Here is a 20245-nt window from a genome sequence, read left to right as displayed (position 1 = left end):
ATATAGAAAATAAAAAGCTGTACATAGACTAATAAAAAATATACATACTAAAAGGAGAATAGCATGAATCAAAAAGTAAAAAAAGTATTCGTAACCGCTTTGTGTTGTTCCTTATTAATAAGTTCACTTAATGGTATTTCAGCAGTCGCTGAAACCATGGCGGCCCCAGATGTTCAGGGAGAGGACCACCAAACAGCAGTCCCATCAGAGGGGGTTCAAGGACGGGCGTCTGCTTCTTTTCCAGAGGCAGATACGGAAGCAGGCGTGCCGCCAGCTGATGAAGAGCTACCAGAACAGACTGAACAAGTAGTCGGGCAAGCAGAAACGCCAGAGACGAGTCCAATACCAGTCAATACACCAGAATCACTGCGTGCGCAGCGAGCAGTGCAGACAGTCGATATTCCAGAGAAGACGTACAAAATGTCGTTTTTAGATGAAAGTGGTCGTTTTATTGATCCGGCGAAAGTTTCGATTACTGGGGATATTATGAAGTTTACTATGCAAGGCGCTTTGACGAAAGTTGGGGCCGTGGCCACTAATAACGTGGGAACGACAAAGCAAATGACGGTGCCGAAAGTAGCTTTGTCTGGGGATACAGCGACAGAGAGTTATGAGTTTTCTGGCATCCAAAATGAAAAGATTACTTTGCCACGGTTCTATAATGTTCCAAAAGTCACGCCCAGTGCGAATTACACTGGGCAAGTCTACCCGATGGCAGTGACGAAACAGCTATCTCTGACGGGGGAAGTATCGAATGAGGAAACCACAGGCGCAAGGCTGAACATGTTTGAATCAAGTACACCTAATCAGTTTATTTTTTCTCGTTCTAAGTGGACCAATGATCCAGCGGAAAATATGTTTGCCCGTGGCTTTAATATGGCTACTGCAGGCGGTACACCTGCTTATCTGACTACGGATGATCACATTTATTATTATGTACCTAACAAACGGGTGAACATTTATTATAATGACATGACACCGAACGGCTTACCAGCGTATCCGACAGGGTACAATGCCACGTTGTCAAAAACGGTGATTGATTCTGAAAATTTTCACTATAAAGCACCAATCGCTTTTCCAGAATTCTTTAGTTCTGGCAATCGTCATTTTCAGTTTAAAGGGTGGTACAAAGGGGCATCGAGACCAGCGGACCCGAAAGCAGTCAAGTTAGAAACCTCGCTGACACCAGAATTTGATGTGACCTATGATGGGGCCGACAATCTCTATATTTTCTATGATGAAGTGCAAGAAATGACCAGCATTTTTCCTGAAGTGAAGTACAATTTTGGGTTTGTGGATGAAAAAGGGGCTCTGATTTCACCAACGAACGTCGAGATCCAAACGAATCTAACAACTGTCGTGAACGAAACGGCACAGAATGTGGGGACAGCTACAGGTGTCAATGTAGATAATTTAAAGCAGTTAACTGTTCCAAGTCAAACGTTAACTTACGTACCTAAATTTAAACAGGCTTCTTCTGGAACAACCAATTTTCGTTTAACCCTACCCAAGCGCTATAAAACTCCTACAGTCACGCCAGGTTCATTTTATACTGGTTCAACCACAGCCTATCCCGTGGCAACAACAATGCTAAGATATGTGAATGGGAATGCCGATGAACGGATAATAACCGATGGCTCTCGTTATCGTTTGTATAATTCAACGACTCCTCATAGCTATCAGATGTTTGGAAGTTATTGGGAACAAGATAGTACCAAAACGGTATTTAGTGCAGCTTTAAGTATGGCAACGACGGAAGCGCAGTCTACTTATTTTACGACAGATGATACGATGTATTATTACTTAGAAAATCGCCGTATTACTGAACACTTTGTGGACGACAGTGGTGCAGAAATCACGCCGCCAACTGGCTTTACGCAAGGAAAGAAAACCATTATTGATCGTGATGACTTCACTTATACAAGTAATCAAGCCTTGCCATCTATCTACAAGACAGAGGATAAGACGTATCAGTTAAAGGGGTGGTACAAAGGGAAAATCAAACCGACAACTTTAAAGGAAAGTGAGACACCAAGTTATCCTGTCACTTATGATGACCAAGATGATTTAACGGTTGTTTATGAAGAAATTGCGCAAGTCCAGGAAAGTGAGCTTCGTTTTGGTTTTGTCGATGAAGAAGGGAATTTACTTGACCCCAAAGATTTTGAGGTCACGAGTACGTTAACGTATGATTTTATGGACGAAATTACGGTTCCTGTTCCTTTGACGGCAGAGGATATAACAGATTATAAAGTGTTAAAAACACCTGCGAAAGATTTTATTAAAACGGATCATGAGAGTTTTTATGGATTGAGTGATACCAAAATTAGGATTCCAAAATACTATAAAGGAATCACCAGTGAAGCGCCTGCTTTATTAGAAAATAAATATCCAGTTGCAAAAATTAATCGGATTAATCTGCAAACAGGTAGGATGCAAGAAAGTTTAGCACCTAACGCAATGTACTATGATACAAATGTCAACAATGGTAATAATACTTGGACGCTCCTTCAGAGCCCGCTCGCTGATTCGGAAGGTGAGAAGGTCTTTTCTGTCATCAGTCATGCGGCCATTAGAAAAAAAGGTGATTCAGAATATAGTTATCAAGCAACAGTTGATCTTCCGTTGTTTTATTATGTCACGAATCGGCGAGTCACAGAACATTTTGTGGACGACAGTGGCACAGAAATCACGCCACCAAATGGTTTTACGCAAGGGAATCAGCTGATAATGGATAGTGAAGACTATACCTACACCTCTGCAAAAGCCTTGCCGAGAACCTACCAAGCTGGGGCTAAAACGTATGTCTTCCAGGGCTGGTTTAAAGGCAAAAATAAACCAGCAACATTAAAAACGACAATGACACCAAGCTTTACACCAACATTTGATGATGATGACGATATGACGGCGGTGTATCAAGAAGCGATTCCTACCGCAGAATTAGCTTTAACAGGCGCTGTTGAAGTGATTGAAAACGACGCAACAATGGATCACTGGGAAGTATTACTGAAGAACACAGGCGAAGCACCATTAACTACCATTAAAATCAAGCCAACGGCAACATGGGTAGCTGGTATCAGCGCACCCAATGCGGTAGCTGTTCAAGGGACTGGCCAAAATACGAAAGATATTCCCGTTAAGAAAGAACAATGGGCGACAGATGCAGGTGTGACAATCACGCTGGATCAGCCTTTACCAGCCGGCGGTCAATTAAAAATGAACTTATTAGGAACGACCGTTACAGGCAAACCAGGCCAAGTTTTAACCGCTGAAGTCTCCGTGACGGGCAACTTTGGCAGTTTAACTGCCAAAGATACGGTCCGTATTAAGGATTTAGATCAAGAAGTCACGAGTCCTGACGGTGATGGTTTCATCAGCACGCCAACGTTTGATTTTGGTAAATTACCGATTTCAGGAAGTAAGCAACAATATGGCTTGAAGAAAGCTGCAGATTACTACGGTAATGGTACACGGAATCCGTTTTTACGACTGAATACTAGTCAAGATAATTGGAGTTTAACAGCGCAACTGTCGCAACCAAAATCAGTGGCGGATAGCTTGCCAACAACGACTCGTTTGTTGCTAGGTACTGCCGATGCTACCAGCTTTGCCGATTACAACCAACCGACAGAAAGCAGTACACCAATTGGCAAGACCAGCACTGTGACTTTAACTGCCGACAATACCGCAACATCTGTTGTCGCAAACCAACAATTCACAGGTAGTGATGTCTATCAGCTGGACTTTATGTTTGATAACATCAAATTAGAAGTGCCAGCCAACCAAGGAATGGCTAGTCAACAATACCAAGCCGCAGTCACGTGGAATTTAGTGACTGGCCCATAAAATAAAAATGCCCGAGCCTCTTATTTTTCTAAGGCTCGGGCATTTTTATTGATGGTCTTTTGAGGGTCGTTGTGCTATCATGGTAATGAAAAGAGAGATATGCGCTAACATACCTCTCTAGTGTAGAGCCGTTACTAACGGTGACAAAATTTTAAAGATTTTGAAATGACCGTCTAACTAGGCAAAGTTAAACAGCGGTCATTTCTTTTTGTCTTCTTTAAGCAATTTCACAATCAGTGCAATCAAAGCAATGGTAAACATACCAAAACTTAGGATCGTCTGAATTGTTTCATATGCTGACAAAAGGCCTACTCCTTTCATAGATTTCAGTACTTGCATTCATAAGCACCACCACCGAAAGGGAAAGTCTCTGCTCCTACGCTTCTCACTTTGTTGCGATTCTCGTCGCAAAGCGCATGTTCCTTTGCGCTTGCCTCCGTGTTAACTTATCTACACTTAGATTATACCATGTGGAACAAAAAAATAATTAGTTTCCAATATATTTTTTTAGGTAATTGTGCTATAATGGTAATGAAAAGAGAGCTATGCGCTAACATACCTCTCTGATGTAGAGCCGTTACTAACGGTGACAAAAATTAATATTTTTGAAATGACCGTCTAACTAGCCAAAGTAAGCAGCGCCCCTTTCATTAAGGGGCGCTGCTTTTTAGTGGTTATTGTGATTGTTCAGTGTCTTTCGTAGAGAGGTTCATTTGTTCTTTGATGGCATTTTCGACACGTTGGCGTTCACTTTCTTCAACCAGCTGATAAGAAATACCTTCAATCCCTGTCACGCCATCGCCAGTGTAATCGTAGCCTTTCAATTGATCGGTTTCAATCGTTTTTAGTGCGGGGGTGTATTTTTTTAGCATCGCCATCATTTGATCAAAGGACAAGTCGGTTTCACCATGTTCGCCGATTACATCCAGAATTTCTTGATATTTTAGCAAGCTGTTAAAAGAAAGTAGCTTGTTGGTTAATTCGATTAAAACTTCTCGTTGGCGGCGTTGACGACCATAGTCACCTTCGGGGTCTTCGTAACGCATGCGCGCGTATTGTAAAGCTTCCCAGCCACCTAAATGCTGTTTGCCTTTCGGATAATGAATCCCTTCAGCGTCAAAAGCAAAGGCGTTGTCGACAGTGACGCCGCCCACCGCATCGCCAAGGTCCTTCATAGCATCCATATCAATTGAAAAGTAATGATTGATTGGGATGTGCAAGACATTTTCAACCGTTTTAATTTGCATATCGGCACCACCGAAAACGTGGGCCGCATTGATTTTATTGTATTCGCCATTGGTGCCAGCCATTTCCACATAGTAGTCACGCGGGATGCTGGTGATGGTAGTTTTTTGTAATTGATTATTCACTGTAACCACCATTAAGGCGTTGGAGCGGTAATCGGTTTTGCGTTTTGAGTCATTCGCAATCCCCATAATTAAGAAACTAACCGGTTCACCTTTGGCTAAATCGGGACTCTTCGTGGAAGATTTTCTTGGTTTATACATGGTGTTCGCTGTTTTTTGCAAATTGCGATACATGCTGACGCCGTAAGCCGAAACAGAAAGTGTGCCTAAAAATAAAAGGGTTAAACTGAAGACCACGAATAAACTTTTTCTTTTACGAGAATGGCGGCGCCGGCGTTGTGTCGGTACTTCTGCTTCCTCTGGTTCAGGTGCCGGCAAATAACGTTGAACAATTTGAAATGAAAAATTGACCCAGCTATAACTTAGGAGCATCCCAGCGATAACATCACTAGGATAATGAACGCGTAAGATTAAACGACCTAACACAATCAAAACTAAATAAGTAAGTAAGAAAATTTTGATGCCTTTGGTTTTTTCGACATGAAGATAGGCCAAAATGATCAAAATCGTATAGACCAGCGCCATTGCTAATAATGAATGTCCGCTGGGAAAGCTAGCAGAGCTTCGATCAGCTAAAGCGCCTAGGTTTGGTCGAGCCCGACCCACCACATGTTTAAAAACGCTCCCTAAAAAGCCGACAGCTAATAGGTTACTGACAGCCCAAAAGGCTAGAATTTTTTCTTTTTTGCGTAAAAGGTACACCATCAATAATAAGAAGAATAGCAGCATTGGTCCAATCGTGGCTGTTTTTGCTAACAGATTGACCGCTGTTAAAAGTGGGGCATTTAATTGCCATTTGATGTGATAAATAGCTTCGTCCATTTGTTGAAACCAATTTGGACTAGCCGCCACTAACAAAGTGAGGAAAGTAAAACCAAGCGTTGTTAGGGCATAAAGTGGAAATTTTTTATTCGATGTTTGCATGAGAATCCCTTTCTTTTTCCCTTGAAAGAGTAGACTAAGCCAGCATCGATCGTAAATAAGCGCTTGCGACTAAACAGGACACAGCAAGCCAATCGGTTCTCATCGTCTGAGCTTTAGCACTATCCAACGTAAAGATTTCTCTTAGCTATTTTTAGAAGAGCCTTAATTCGACCATTCCTGTTTTACACATTGGTGTCTTTCGACATTTCTGCGCAATAGCCTATGTTTGGATAGGAGCCTCACCTAACAAGGTTATTTTATCTAACGCTAGAAGTATAGAATTTATGCAGCGGTTCTCACAATGAAGTTTAAGAAAATTTATTGTTTTTTAAATAAATTTAAAGGTGTGGGGAAGTGAAGCAGTTAAAAAAACAGTACTTGAGCATTCTAAAAAAAGAGTGGGCAAGGCTGTTCTCGGTTAATCGCTATAAATAGTTGGTGTTCAATAGTGATAAATTAAAAAACAAACATTTTTTATAAGAGTGCTATAAGTTTTTCTCAGTAAAAAAGGCGGACAGTTGCTATTGAATTGCTAGTTCATTTAAAATAAATATGTCGACAATAATTGTGCACAAAGTTGATGGTCGCTATCGAAAAAGTAAAAATGATGTTGTGGAGATTTTACGTTTCAGTTGATTAAGATTACATGTTTTTTGAAGGGTTTTGCTTATAAGGGAGCGATATACATGAAAAAAATGATGTTATTCATAATTGCAGTAGGCGCAACGATGATCAGTGTTTTTGCTTTAGGAGATGCACAGCAGAGTTATGCACACGGCTATGTTGATAGCCCAGTCAGTCGAGTCAAAAATGCGGAAGCAAACGGATTTGGATGGGGACCTGGTCAAGACAGCTCACAGCCAGAAATTATCACGACACCCCAAGGAATTGAAGCGCCAACTAAATTATTAGACACGGGTCAATTAAATGGAAGGTTGCCTTCAGCTGGATTAGCAATCTATTCCAAACTAGATGAACAAACAGCCACTCGTTGGGTAAAAAGTAATATAACAACAGGAGAGAATAATTTTAAATGGGTGATGACGGCAAAACATAAGACCAATCGTTTTAGATACTATATGACGAAACCTGGATGGAATCCTAATGCACCATTAACGATGGACGAAATGGAACTGATTGGCATAGTAGGGCAACCAATCGGTCAAGATTTACCTCCTGGTCAAGGATTTATGGTCAATGATACAGAAACACACAGAATAAATATTCCCGCTGATAGGAAAGGATACCATGTTATTTATGCCGTTTGGGATATCAATGACACGATTAATTCATTTTATCAAGCGATAGATGTTAATGTTCAATAATCAGGTATCAAGATAATGCGGCTGAGACAAAAGTGCTTAGCACCAAGAACCAAGTAGGTTCTGTTCAACACTTCCAAAGGCTCAAATACATCGAGTAATCGCAGATGTCATCTATTTACTTTGCAAATAGTATTTCTCAACACTTAAGAAGGCTAAACTGCGACGAATGCTCACATGAGAAAGCCAATAAGAAGAAATTTCCGAAGGGGCTGCTTTTGTTCAGCTGATTATCTTCAGAAGTAGCAAGTGGGACATCAGTCAAAACGACTGATGTCCCACTTGCTTTTTTCTAAACTTCCCCACTTATCCTCGACGCCATTCACCAATCTGGTCCAAACTAATTTCTCCAGAAGACAACGTTTTGGCCGTGCCATCAGGCAACTGGACAATCAATTCTCCATTTCCATTAATGGTTGTCGCAACGCCGCGGAAGTCTTGCCCGTTTTGGGTAAAAGCGACGTCTTTGCCAATCACAAAGGAGCGTTGTCGGTATTCTTCTAAAAAGTCTTTCGTTGAACGTTCGTCTAAAATTTGATAAAAATGATTCCAAATGTTGGCGACTAATTCATTTCGCGTCGCTGTCGGTTCACCATCTGGGAAAAGAGAAGTCACTTTCTGCCGAATGTCCTCAGGAAATTCGGTTTCTGTAATTGAAAAATTAATCCCCATGCCGATGATAACATTAGAAATCTGCCCTGTTTCCACATTGCTCATGGCTTCCGACAAAATCCCGCAAACTTTTTTGCCATTTAAATAAAGGTCGTTGACCCATTTAATTTCTGTGTGAACGCCTGCCAGAGCATCCATTGCTCGAGCGACCGCTACGGCCATAATCACAGTATATTGAGCGATTTCTTCAAAATTTTGGTTCGGTTGAAGCACCATGCTCATGTAAATCCCTTTACCTGGCGTAGCGAAAAACGGTCGGCCGAACCTGCCCCGCGGCATTTCTTGCATGTCAGCAACAATCAATGTATTGTCGGGCGTCTGGTCTAAAATCGCCCGCTTAGCATCGGTCATGGTAGATTCAGATGTTTCTAGGACGGTAATTGTTAAAGGCGGTGTTTGTGGCCATAATGCCAACTGAATGCCTTCTGCAGAAAGGACATCTGATTTTTCAAGGCGATATCCCTTGTTTTGCACGCTAGTAATTTGATAGCCATCTTTTTTCAATTCATTAATCGCTTTCCAAATAGCTGTGCGAGATAAGGATAGACGTTGTGCCATTTCTTCGCCCGAAAGGAATGCGGGCGTTTGTTTCATCAATAAAGTTAGGACTTGGCTTTTTGTCGACATATTTTTTCCTCCGATTCATTATGCTTATTGTAGCGGAAAGGAAAAGGCTTGGTCAACTAGTGAAAAAATCCATCTTAGGATGGAGGAAAATGAAGCAGGCGTTTGCTATACTTCTTTTATTGAAAAGGAGTGAGGGGAATGGAAAAGCAACAATATGTTTGTGAGAAATGTGGCAACATGCACTATGTGTCGGACCAATTTCAAGCAACAGGTGGGAACTTTGCGAAAATTTTTGATGTTCAAAATAAAAAATTTATTACAATTAGCTGTACCCAATGCGGCTACACCGAACTTTACCGCAGCCAAACAAGCGGCGGCATGAATGTCCTAGACTTTTTATTAGGTGGCGGTTAGTCAAAAACGAATGCATCTTTGCATTCGTTTTTTTGTGTGAATAGAAGATAGGGGAAAAGGCGTAATTATTTATTACGCCTTTTTTCATTAGTTTTTGTAGGGAAATCACTAATAAAAGAATCCTATTATTTTATTTTAAAAGTTTTCGGGGCTTTATGGTAGATGATTAGCAACCCGATAGCGACATATACAATGCTAAGAATGGATACGCAAATGACATAGAAAAAACCTGTAAATTTAACGTACGTATTCATATAAGCAAAAAAGTAAAAAATCCACGTAATGACTTTATATAGCGGGTTTTTCACGGTCATATCCACCGTGAAAGGTTGAAGTAGATAGTAAATAAACAATTCGTGAAAAGAAAAGAGAAAGCTCAAGGCTACTAATAATAACAATAAGGTACCAAAAAATTGCCAACTTAAATAAAAATCATTCAGTATTTGTAACAAGAGGAATAATAGAAAAATTCCCAAAACAACCAAACTGTTATATTTAAATATTTGCCTTAATCGATAGACGAAGCCACTTAAAATAGTTCTTTGTTCTCGATAAAAAGGATAATAGAGCATGGAAGAATCACAATTGACAAACAACATTTGCACGACTTGTTTACCAAAAGAAAGAAAATACATTAATATAAATAGTAATGGTAAAAGTTGGATTGTTTCAGTTTCACTAATGTACCCGCGAATGTTCGCTAGTCGCAGTCCAATAAGACTGATAACCAGCAAGGTAAAGCTGATGAACAAATAGCGAATTTTTTTGTTAAACACTTGACGATAACGGCTAAACAACAAGGCGTTTAAATATTCCGTGCCAACTAACTTATCCACTTGTTGATCTTTGTTCACTTGTAGCTGTTTTTGCATTTTGAGACCTTGACCAATATACTGGTCTTGCTCAGGTTTTTGAGTTGTGAGCGCATCATAAAAGGATAACGACTGTATAATTATTTTGTCAATAAATGCCGTCTGTTTAGGGTAGGTCCACGCAGCTTTCATGCCCCAGAAAGCTAAAACTAGCCAGATGGGTAAGGAAAGCCAACTGGTGTAGAGTTTGGTCAAAGGAGCCACGAGGCCAAAATAGTACAAACTAAAGAGGAGCATTAAAAATAACCCAGTAGCAATTCCGCCAATCCAACGGCGAGTAGCTTTGCTGTGATTGAACATATAGAGCCATCGACAGAAAATAAACAACCAAAAGTTACCAGCTAAATAGGAAAGTGGAAGAATTAAGGCTAGGGACAAATTGCTAGCAATTAAGCTGTACAGTAAGCCAGCAAAAAAATAAAAGCACGTATTTTTGAAAAGCTCAATAAATTTTTGACCTAAAATAAATCGATGACGTGATAAGCTAAACTCTGTATAAAAATCAATTGCGGTTTTATTAAGAGTCACTGAAAAATGATTGTAAAAGCCTAAAATGAGGACGACGAAGACAAACCACAGAAACGCACTTTGCGCCAACATCGGTTGATTAATTTGAGAAAAAAGATTGGCAGACTGACTTCCTTTAAAAAAATTCATTAGGAATATCTGAAGCAGGGCGACTGCTACGAAAATGACAATCTTCATAAAAAAAGAAGTGGAAACTTTCAGAACGGTTAGGAAAATGCCTAAAACATTTTTCAAATCATAGGCAGAGTAAACCCGTTCGCTAATAAATTTCTTTATGCCAGGTAGTTTTCGCAAAAAGTAGAGGAACCCGTTCAGCGTTTTAATTAATTTGTAATTGAAAAATTGCCAATCTTCTTTGAAGAAACTAACGAAGTGGTTCATCGCCTAATGCCTCCTTATCCAACAATAACTGTACAACTTCCTGCTCAAAATCAGGTTCATGAATGCGATTAGCTGGCAGGGCCTGTAATTTCCCATGGTGCAACAATACGACTTCGTCACATAAATCCTGTGCTAATTGGAGAATATGTGTTGAAAAAATAATCACTGAGTTAGATTTCATACGAATTATCAGTTCTTTCATTTCATGAGCTGCCACTACATCAAAGGATGTTAACGGTTCGTCCAATAATAATACGGGCGGCTGGACCATCAAAGACACCAACATTTGGACCTTATTTTGCATGCCGTGTGAAAAATCTTTTAGTAAACGATGGTGATCTTCACTAGCAATCCCAATAGTCAGTAAGTACTCTTCTGGCAACTGTAAGTCGTTGATTTTTTCACGGTTAATGTCTATGAAGAAACGAACAAATTCATAAGCCGTCATAAATGCTGGTAAATGAGGCGTTGTATAAACAAACCCAATTTCGGTATTATCGTAGTTTAGATTCTGTCTGCCATCCTCTTCCAAATAAATTTGACCACTGTCGAGTGAAAGATTTCGAGAAATACAGTTAAATAAAGTTGTCTTACCTGCGCCATTCCGGCCGAGTAGTCCATAAATCTTCCCTTTTTGAAATTGGAAACTAGCCCCATCGAAAATAACCTTTTCTTCAAACTTTTTCGTAATCATTTCAATTACTAAGTTCATTTTCTCACCTCCTATTAATAATAAGTTTACTAAACTCTAACTTTTTTTGATAGCAAAATATTAAAAAGTTGCTTATTTTAATTTTGATGGTCAAGTCCAGAAAAAAATCATCTTATAGCTACTAGAAACCCTTTACAAAAAAACTCCTTTTTATGAAAAAGAAAACCTTAAAGAAACCCTTGACTTTTCTAGACAAAGGTAGTAAAATCTATAGAGCAAAAACTATCTGAAAGTGACGAAGCAGGAGCGAAATATTGTCCGTTCCGGTTTTTTATAGGAAAACAAAAGTAGAAACGCCAGAAAATTTTTCGGAAGCATGTTCTATTTTTGGTTTTTTTTTGCTTAAAAACTGCAAAAAATGCTTTTTGTTACATATATTTAATATATGTAACGTAAATGTAATTTTTCGGATCGGTGTTTTGATAGACTTATAACTAGAGGGGTGAAGAGCTTGGCTGGACACGTAGTAAAATACGGAAAGCATCGCGAACGTAGAAGTTTCGCACGTATCAGTGAAGTATTGGAATTACCAAATTTAATTGAAATCCAAACAGACTCTTATCAATGGTTTTTAGATGAGGGACTTCGTGAAATGTTTGAAGACATTTTACCAATTGATGATTTCCAAGGAAACTTATCCTTAGAATTTGTTGACTATGAATTAAAAGAACCAAAGTACACAGTAGAAGAAGCCCGCGCACATGATGCCAACTATTCTGCGCCATTACATGTAACATTACGTTTAACCAACCGTGAAACAGGTGAAATTAAATCCCAAGAAGTCTTCTTCGGCGATTTCCCATTAATGACAGAAATGGGTACCTTCATCATCAACGGGGCAGAACGTGTTATCGTTTCCCAATTAGTTCGTTCTCCAGGTGTTTATTTCCATGGAAAAGTGGACAAAAACGGCAAAGAAGGTTTTGGCTCAACAGTCATTCCTAACCGTGGTGCATGGTTAGAAATGGAAACAGATGCGAAAGACATTTCTTATGTTCGGATTGACCGCACACGTAAAATTCCTTTAACTGTGTTAGTTCGTGCTTTAGGTTTCGGTTCAGATGATACCATCTTCGAAATTTTCGGCGACAGCGAAAGCTTACGCAACACAATTGAAAAAGATTTACACAAAAACGCAAGTGATTCTCGTACAGAAGAAGGCTTGAAAGACATTTATGAACGTCTTCGCCCAGGCGAACCAAAAACAGCAGATAGCTCACGTAGCTTGTTAACTGCACGTTTCTTTGATCCAAAACGTTATGATTTGGCAAACGTTGGTCGCTACAAAGTTAACAAAAAATTAGACTTAAAAACACGTCTATTAAACTTAACCTTAGCTGAAACGCTAGTTGATCCAGAAACTGGTGAAATCATTGTCGAAAAAGGCACGGTTTTAACACACCAAATCATGGAAACATTAGGCGAATACATTGACAACGGCTTAAACAGTGTAACTTACTATCCAAGTGAAGATGCGGTAGTAACTGAACCAATGACGATTCAAGTGATTCAAGTTCTTTCACCAAAAGATCCTGAACGTATCGTGAATGTGATTGGTAACGGCTATCCAGACGATAGCGTAAAAACAGTTCGTCCAGCAGATATCGTTGCTTCAATGAGCTACTTCTTCAACTTAATGGAAGATATCGGCAATGTCGATGACATCGACCACTTAGGTAATCGTCGTATCCGTTCAGTAGGCGAATTATTACAAAACCAATTCCGTATTGGCTTAGCCCGTATGGAACGTGTGGTTCGTGAAAGAATGTCTATTCAAGACACAGAAACATTGACACCACAACAATTAATTAACATCCGTCCAGTGGTAGCAAGTATCAAAGAATTCTTTGGTTCTTCACAGTTATCACAGTTCATGGACCAAACAAACCCATTAGGTGAGTTAACCCATAAACGTCGTCTATCAGCCTTAGGGCCTGGTGGTTTGACTCGTGACCGTGCCGGTTATGAAGTTCGTGACGTTCACTACTCTCACTATGGTCGTATGTGTCCAATTGAAACGCCTGAGGGACCAAATATCGGGTTGATCAATAGCTTATCTAGTTATGCGAAAGTGAATAAATTTGGTTTCATCGAAACGCCTTATCGCCGTGTTGATCGTGCGACAGGCCGTGTTACTGATCAAGTAGATTACTTAACAGCAGACATCGAAGACCATTATATCGTAGCGCAAGCGAACTCACTTTTAAATGAAGATGGCACATTTGCCAATGATGTTGTTATGGCGCGTCTACAAAGTGAAAACTTAGAAGTTGCCGTAGACAAAGTTGACTACATGGACGTTTCACCAAAACAAGTAGTCGCAGTCGCAACAGCATGTATTCCTTTCTTAGAAAACGATGACTCCAACCGTGCCTTGATGGGTGCCAACATGCAGCGTCAAGCGGTGCCGTTAATTCAACCACGCTCTCCGTGGGTAGGTACAGGTATGGAATATAAATCAGCCCATGACTCAGGTGCTGCTTTACTATGTAAACATGACGGTGTCGTAGAATTCGTCGATGCAAAAGAAATTCGCGTTCGTCGCGACAATGGCGCATTAGACAAATATATGGTTACTAAATTCCGTCGTTCTAACTCAGGAACAAGCTACAACCAACGCCCAATTGTTCACTTAGGTGAAAAAGTTGAAAAAGGCGATACTTTAGCGGATGGGCCTTCTATGGAAGAAGGCGAAATGGCTTTAGGGCAAAACGTCTTAGTTGCCTTCATGACATGGGAAGGTTACAACTACGAGGATGCCATTATCATGAGCCGTCGTTTAGTTAAAGACGATGTTTACACTTCTGTGCATATTGAAGAATATGAATCAGAAGCACGTGATACAAAATTAGGACCTGAAGAAATTACCCGTGAAATTCCAAACGTTGGGGAAGACGCGTTGAAAGACTTAGACGAAATGGGGATTATCCGCATTGGTGCTGAAGTTCAAGATGGCGACTTACTAGTTGGGAAAGTCACACCTAAAGGGGTTACAGAATTATCTGCAGAAGAACGTTTATTACACGCAATCTTCGGGGAAAAAGCCCGCGAAGTTCGTGATACGTCTCTCCGTGTACCTCACGGTGGCGGCGGTATCGTTCATGATGTGAAAATCTTTACTCGTGAAGCTGGCGATGAATTATCACCAGGTGTCAACATGTTAGTTCGTGTCTATATCGTTCAAAAACGTAAAATTCACGAAGGAGATAAAATGGCGGGACGTCACGGAAATAAAGGGGTTGTTTCCCGTATTATGCCGGAAGAAGATATGCCATTCTTACCTGACGGAACACCTGTTGATATCATGTTGAACCCATTAGGGGTACCTTCTCGTATGAATATCGGACAAGTACTTGAATTACACTTAGGTATGGCTGCTCGCCAATTAGGTATTCACGTCGCAACACCTGTTTTCGATGGGGCAACCGATGAAGACGTTTGGGAAACTGTTCGTGAAGCTGGTATGGCTAGCGATGCTAAAACAGTTCTTTACGATGGACGTACAGGTGAACCATTTGATAACCGTATTTCCGTTGGTGTCATGTATATGATTAAATTAGCCCACATGGTTGATGACAAATTGCATGCTCGTTCAATCGGACCTTACTCTCTTGTTACGCAACAACCGTTGGGTGGTAAAGCTCAATTCGGTGGACAACGTTTCGGGGAAATGGAAGTTTGGGCACTGGAAGCTTACGGTGCTGCTTACACATTACAAGAAATCTTAACTTACAAATCTGATGACGTTGTCGGACGTGTGAAAACATACGAAGCCATCGTTAAAGGTGAACCAATTCCAAAACCAGGTGTGCCTGAATCATTCCGAGTATTAGTGAAAGAATTACAATCACTTGGTTTAGACATGCGTGTCTTGGACATTGAGGAAGCTGAGATTGAGTTACGCGATATGGACGATGACGATGATGATTTAATCACCGTTGACGCACTAACCAAATTTGCGGAACAACAATCAGCGAAACAGCTGGAAAAAGAAGCAGAATCAGTCGTGAAAGAAGAAGCACAAGACGTTGTTCAAGAAATTGAAACAGCCGAAGACAGAGACTAATTTGTCGCTACCACTCTGATGAGTTGATTCAACTGCGACTTTGTTGCAACTGCGCAAGCCATTACTTGTTCCAAGTGTCGTCAGACCTTCTTTCAAGTGATGCTTGCCATTTGCTAACAAGTTGCTGACTCAGCTTCTCTAAATAAGGAAATGGAGGGAATTCCTTTTGATCGATGTAAATAAATTCGAAAGTATGCAAATAGGGCTTGCTTCACCAGAAAAGATCAGAAGTTGGTCTTATGGGGAAGTTAAAAAACCCGAAACAATTAACTACCGTACATTAAAACCCGAACGTGAAGGGTTATTCTGTGAACGCATTTTTGGTCCAACCAAAGACTGGGAATGTGCTTGTGGTAAATATAAACGTATCCGTTATAAAGGTATTGTCTGTGACCGTTGTGGCGTTGAAGTCACTCGTTCAAAAGTACGTCGTGAACGTATGGGACATATTGAATTAGCCGCACCAGTTTCACATATCTGGTACTTTAAAGGAATTCCATCTCGGATGGGTCTTGTTTTAGACATGAGCCCTCGTGCATTGGAAGAAGTCATTTATTTTGCTTCATACGTTGTCATCGAACCAGGTGACACAACATTAGAGAAAAAACAATTGTTAACGGAACGCGAATATCGTGAAAAACGTGAACAATATGGCCAAGCCTTCAAAGCTGCTATGGGTGCCGAAGCCGTGAAACAATTATTAGATAACGTCGATTTAGATGGCGAAGTTGCGCAATTAAAAGAAGAATTGAAAACAGCTTCTGGTCAAAAACGGACACGTGCCATCCGTCGTTTAGACATCTTAGAAGCCTTCCGTGCTTCAGGTAACCAACCAAGCTGGATGGTAATGGATGTTATCCCAGTTATTCCACCAGATTTACGTCCGATGGTTCAATTGGAAGGTGGTCGTTTTGCAACAAGTGACTTAAACGACTTATACCGCCGTGTTATCAACCGTAACAACCGTCTAAAACGTTTATTAGACTTAAATGCACCAAGCATCATTGTTCAAAACGAAAAACGGATGTTACAAGAAGCGGTCGATGCTTTAATCGATAATGGTCGTCGTGGCCGTCCAGTTACTGGACCAGGTAACCGTCCATTGAAATCTCTTTCTCACATGTTGAAAGGGAAACAAGGTCGTTTCCGTCAAAACTTACTAGGTAAACGTGTTGACTATTCTGGTCGTTCCGTAATCGTCGTTGGTCCGTTCTTAAAAATGTACCAATGTGGTTTACCAAAAGAAATGGCGATTGAATTATTCAAACCATTTGTAATGCGTGAATTAGTACAACGTGAAATTGCGACAAACATTAAAAATGCGAAACGTAAAATCGAACGTGGCGAAGATGAAGTTTGGGATATCTTAGAAGAAGTTATCCAAGAACACCCAGTTTTACTTAACCGGGCACCTACGTTGCATAGATTAGGGATCCAAGCTTTCGAACCTGTTCTTGTTGAAGGTCGTGCGATTCGTCTTCACCCATTAGTTTGTGAAGCCTACAATGCCGATTTCGATGGAGACCAAATGGCGGTTCACGTGCCTCTAAACGAAGAAGCACAAGCAGAAGCTCGTATGTTAATGCTTGCTGCCCAAAATATCTTGAACCCGAAAGATGGTAAACCAGTTGTTACACCATCTCAAGATATGGTCTTAGGTAACTACTATCTAACAATGGAAGAAGAAGGCCGTGAAGGGGAAGGTATGATCTTCCGCGACATGAACGAAGCTGTTTTAGCATGGCAAAATGGCTACGTGCATTTACACTCACGGATTGGGGTTCAAACAACACTTTTAGGTGACAAACCATTTACTGATTGGCAAAAAGAACGAATCTTAATCACCACAGTTGGTAAGATCATCTTTAACGAAATCATGCCTGTTGAGTTCCCTTACTTGAACGAACCAACAGACTATAACTTAACTGTTCAAACACCAGATAAATACTTCGTAGAAGCTGGTACAGACATTCCTGCACATATTAAAGAGCAAGAATTAGTTTTACCATTCAAGAAGAAAAATCTTGGAAATATCATTGCTGAAGTCTTCAAGAGATTCCACATTACGGAAACCTCTAAAATGCTTGACCGCATGAAAGACTTAGGTTACAAACACTCAACTTATGCTGGGATGACGGTAGGGATTGCCGATATCATGGTTCTTCATGAAAAACAAGCAATCATTGATGCTGCCCACAAACAAGTTGAAACAATTACTAAACAATTCCGTCGTGGTTTAATTACTGATGATGAACGTTATGAACGTGTAATCGGCGTTTGGAACGGTGCCAAAGACGAAATCCAACAAAAACTGATCGAGAGTATGGAAGCTCGTAACCCAATCTTCATGATGTCTGACTCTGGAGCCCGTGGTAACATCTCCAACTTTACACAGTTAGCTGGTATGCGTGGTTTGATGGCCGCTCCGAATGGACGAATCATGGAATTACCAATCATCTCAAACTTCCGTGAAGGACTTTCTGTCTTAGAAATGTTTATCTCAACTCACGGGGCTCGTAAAGGGATGACCGATACGGCCTTGAAGACAGCCGATTCAGGTTACTTAACACGTCGTTTAGTTGATGTTGCCCAAGACGTAATCATTCGTGAAGACGACTGTGGCACTGACCGTGGTCTTGAAATCGAAGCCATTCGTGAAGGTAACGAAATTATCGAACCATTAGACGAACGTCTATTAGGTCGTTATACACGTAAATCAGTTGTTCATCCAGAAACTGGTGCAATCATCATTGGTGCGGATCAATTAATCACTGAAGATCTTGCCAGAGAAATCGTGGACGCTGGTATTGAAAAAGTAACCATCCGTTCTGTCTTTACATGTAACACAAAACATGGTGTATGTAAGCACTGTTACGGACGTAACCTAGCAACTGGTTCTGACGTTGAAGTCGGAGAAGCAGTTGGTACAATCGCCGCTCAATCAATCGGGGAACCTGGTACACAGTTAACCATGCGTACGTTCCATACCGGTGGGGTTGCCGGTGACGATATCACTCAAGGTTTACCTCGTATCCAAGAAATCTTTGAAGCACGTAATCCGAAAGGGCAAGCAGTGATTACAGAAGTAACCGGTGAAGTTATCGATATTTCTGAAGATCCTGCCACACGTCAAAAAGAAGTAACCATCAAAGGAAAAACAGATACACGTACCTATACTGTCCCTTACACTGCACGTATGAAAGTTGCTGAAGGCGACATCATCCACCGTGGTGCACCGTTGACAGAAGGTTCAATTGATCCAAAACAATTATTACAAGTTCGTGATGTTTTATCTGTTGAAAACTACCTATTACGTGAAGTACAACGTGTTTACCGTATGCAAGGGGTAGAAATCGGCGACAAACATATCGAAGTAATGGTTCGTCAAATGTTACGTAAAATCCGCGTAATGGATCCAGGTGACACTGAAATCCTTCCAGGAACATTAATGGACATCGCAGAATTTAAAGACCGTAACTACGACACATTAGTTGCTGGTGGCGTCCCTGCTACTAGTCGTCCAGTCTTACTTGGTATTACCAAAGCGTCATTGGAAACAAACAGCTTCTTATCTGCTGCATCCTTCCAAGAAACAACACGCGTGTTAACAGATGCTGCTATCCGTGGCAAAAAAGATCCATTACTTGGATTGAAAGAAAATGTTATCATTGGTAAAATCATCCCAGCTGGTACTGGTATGGCTCGTTACCGTAACATGGAACCAAAAGAAGTTGGCGTAGCTAGCGAAAACGTTTATAGTATTTCAGACATTGAAGCACAAATGGCTGCTGAAGATGCGATGAAAAACATCAATAAATAAACCCTAAAAAGCCGCAAGGAGCATGCTCCTTGCGGCTTTTTTTATTTGCTATAACCAACTGATTGTGAGTAAACCCAAACTTAAAAAGGGGACAAAAGGAAGTTTCTGTTCAACTGGATACCCCCAAAATTTACAGCTGTAGCCATAGATTAGGCCATAACTACTGGCAAAAAATAGCAACATCAGCAACTGAGGTACCTGTAAAAAACAGCCCCACAAACCCAGTAACAAAAGATCCCCTCGCCCCATGGCTTCCGGAAAATAATGTAAGACGGCTCGGAAAAAACAAAAACAAAAAAGACCAGTCAGTAAGTAAAACGAATGCTGACCCGCCACTTTCAGCAAGCAAAGCACAAAAAAACTAGGATAAAGAATCTTCGGTTCAACCACTAAATACCAGTAATCAATCAAGGATAATGTGAAAGCGCTCGTCAGCCACCACCAGAGAATCAAAGCATTAATCGTCAGGCCAGCTGAAAAACAGCTTGCGGTTAAGCCGCCCATGACAAGTTCTGCTAAAAGATAACTCTTAGCTACTGGCTGTTGACACTTTCGACAACGAAAGCGCTGCAGCAAAATCGAAACAACTGGAATTAATTCATAGAGTTGTAGAGGCTGGTGGCAACCTTGACAGTGGGAAGGGGGCCACCACAGAGAACGCCCTACTGGTAAGCGCTCCGCCACTAAGCATAAAAAAGAACCGAAACAGGCACCAATCAAAAAGAGACTCAAGAAAAACATAGGTTACCTCCTT

11 protein-coding genes and 1 riboswitch are annotated in these 20245 nt (G+C 40.7%); of the genes, 5 read left to right on the top strand and 6 right to left on the bottom strand.

Going from position 1 to position 20245, the window contains the following annotated elements:
- Window positions 1-63: 63 nt before the first annotated feature.
- Window positions 64-3846 (top strand): WxL domain-containing protein, encoded by a 3783-nt coding sequence (locus IGK70_RS13035; RefSeq protein ID WP_104855534.1) that lies wholly within the window; start codon window positions 64-66, stop codon window positions 3844-3846.
- 198 nt (window positions 3847-4044) lie between these two features.
- On the opposite strand, the gene IGK70_RS13030 is transcribed toward IGK70_RS13035, so the two are convergent.
- Complete coding sequence (locus IGK70_RS13030; RefSeq protein ID WP_104855535.1) at window positions 4045-4185, bottom strand: putative holin-like toxin; 141 nt, start codon at window positions 4183-4185, stop codon at window positions 4045-4047.
- 335 nt (window positions 4186-4520) lie between these two features.
- Window positions 4521-6137: a phosphatase PAP2/LCP family protein gene (locus IGK70_RS13025; RefSeq protein ID WP_104855536.1), complete on the bottom strand. Its 1617-nt coding sequence runs from the start codon at window positions 6135-6137 to the stop codon at window positions 4521-4523.
- A 91-nt stretch (window positions 6138-6228) separates the two neighbouring features.
- A riboswitch (M-box (ykoK) riboswitch) is annotated at window positions 6229-6395 on the bottom strand.
- Window positions 6396-6823: 428 nt separating this feature from the next.
- Here IGK70_RS13025 and IGK70_RS13020 point away from each other — a divergent pair.
- Window positions 6824-7462 carry a lytic polysaccharide monooxygenase gene (locus IGK70_RS13020; RefSeq protein ID WP_173961900.1) on the top strand — a complete coding sequence of 213 codons (639 nt, stop codon included), beginning with the start codon at window positions 6824-6826 and terminating at the stop codon, window positions 7460-7462.
- Window positions 7463-7765: 303 nt separating this feature from the next.
- Here IGK70_RS13020 and IGK70_RS13015 read toward each other — a convergent pair whose 3' ends face one another.
- Window positions 7766-8758 (bottom strand): biotin--[acetyl-CoA-carboxylase] ligase, encoded by a 993-nt coding sequence (locus IGK70_RS13015; RefSeq protein WP_002358973.1) that lies wholly within the window; start codon window positions 8756-8758, stop codon window positions 7766-7768.
- Between the two features lie 138 nt (window positions 8759-8896).
- Between IGK70_RS13015 and IGK70_RS13010 the strand changes: the two genes are divergently transcribed.
- Window positions 8897-9112, top strand: coding sequence for a zinc ribbon domain-containing protein (locus IGK70_RS13010; RefSeq protein ID WP_002354768.1), 216 nt, complete (start codon window positions 8897-8899; stop codon window positions 9110-9112).
- A 125-nt stretch (window positions 9113-9237) separates the two neighbouring features.
- Here IGK70_RS13010 and IGK70_RS13005 read toward each other — a convergent pair whose 3' ends face one another.
- Both IGK70_RS13005 and IGK70_RS13000 read right to left on the bottom strand, forming a co-directional pair.
- The gene (locus IGK70_RS13005) at window positions 9238-10641 is read right to left on the bottom strand and encodes a hypothetical protein (protein WP_225560886.1); all 1404 of its coding nucleotides are present in this window, start codon (window positions 10639-10641) and stop codon (window positions 9238-9240) included.
- 235 nt (window positions 10642-10876) lie between these two features.
- The gene (locus IGK70_RS13000; protein WP_002394777.1) at window positions 10877-11605 is read right to left on the bottom strand and encodes an ABC transporter ATP-binding protein; all 729 of its coding nucleotides are present in this window, start codon (window positions 11603-11605) and stop codon (window positions 10877-10879) included.
- Between the two features lie 451 nt (window positions 11606-12056).
- On the opposite strand from IGK70_RS13000, the gene rpoB reads away from it, so the two are divergent.
- On the top strand, window positions 12057-15671 hold the full coding sequence (gene rpoB / locus IGK70_RS12995) for a DNA-directed RNA polymerase subunit beta (RefSeq protein ID WP_002389470.1): 3615 nt from the start codon (window positions 12057-12059) through the stop codon (window positions 15669-15671).
- Window positions 15672-15837: 166 nt separating this feature from the next.
- Window positions 15838-19491, top strand: a complete 3654-nt coding sequence (rpoC, locus tag IGK70_RS12990; RefSeq protein WP_002354777.1) for a DNA-directed RNA polymerase subunit beta' — start codon at window positions 15838-15840, stop codon at window positions 19489-19491.
- 48 nt (window positions 19492-19539) lie between these two features.
- Here rpoC and IGK70_RS12985 read toward each other — a convergent pair whose 3' ends face one another.
- Window positions 19540-20232: a prepilin peptidase gene (locus IGK70_RS12985; protein WP_104855538.1), complete on the bottom strand. Its 693-nt coding sequence runs from the start codon at window positions 20230-20232 to the stop codon at window positions 19540-19542.
- Window positions 20233-20245: the final 13 nt, after the last annotated feature.

Origin of the sequence: Enterococcus sp. DIV0358 (genome assembly GCF_051713465.1) — a bacterium.
Lineage (GTDB): Bacteria > Bacillota > Bacilli > Lactobacillales > Enterococcaceae > Enterococcus > Enterococcus faecalis.
Note: the sequence above shows the minus strand (reverse complement) of the source record. Positions and strands in the feature narration are given on the sequence as shown.

What these genes read in the sequence shown, in the direction of transcription:
- IGK70_RS13035 (WP_104855534.1), top strand. Translation starts at nt 64, where the DNA reads ATGAATCAAAAAGTAAAAAAAGTATTCGTAACCGCTTTGTGTTGTTCC.
- IGK70_RS13030 (WP_104855535.1), bottom strand. Translation starts at nt 4,185, where the DNA reads ATGCAAGTACTGAAATCTATGAAAGGAGTAGGCCTTTTGTCAGCATAT.
- IGK70_RS13025 (WP_104855536.1), bottom strand. Translation starts at nt 6,137, where the DNA reads ATGCAAACATCGAATAAAAAATTTCCACTTTATGCCCTAACAACGCTT.
- IGK70_RS13020 (WP_173961900.1), top strand. Translation starts at nt 6,824, where the DNA reads ATGAAAAAAATGATGTTATTCATAATTGCAGTAGGCGCAACGATGATC.
- IGK70_RS13015 (WP_002358973.1), bottom strand. Translation starts at nt 8,758, where the DNA reads ATGTCGACAAAAAGCCAAGTCCTAACTTTATTGATGAAACAAACGCCC.
- IGK70_RS13010 (WP_002354768.1), top strand. Translation starts at nt 8,897, where the DNA reads ATGGAAAAGCAACAATATGTTTGTGAGAAATGTGGCAACATGCACTAT.
- IGK70_RS13005 (WP_225560886.1), bottom strand. Translation starts at nt 10,641, where the DNA reads ATGAATTTTTTTAAAGGAAGTCAGTCTGCCAATCTTTTTTCTCAAATT.
- IGK70_RS13000 (WP_002394777.1), bottom strand. Translation starts at nt 11,605, where the DNA reads ATGAACTTAGTAATTGAAATGATTACGAAAAAGTTTGAAGAAAAGGTT.
- IGK70_RS12985 (WP_104855538.1), bottom strand. Translation starts at nt 20,232, where the DNA reads ATGTTTTTCTTGAGTCTCTTTTTGATTGGTGCCTGTTTCGGTTCTTTT.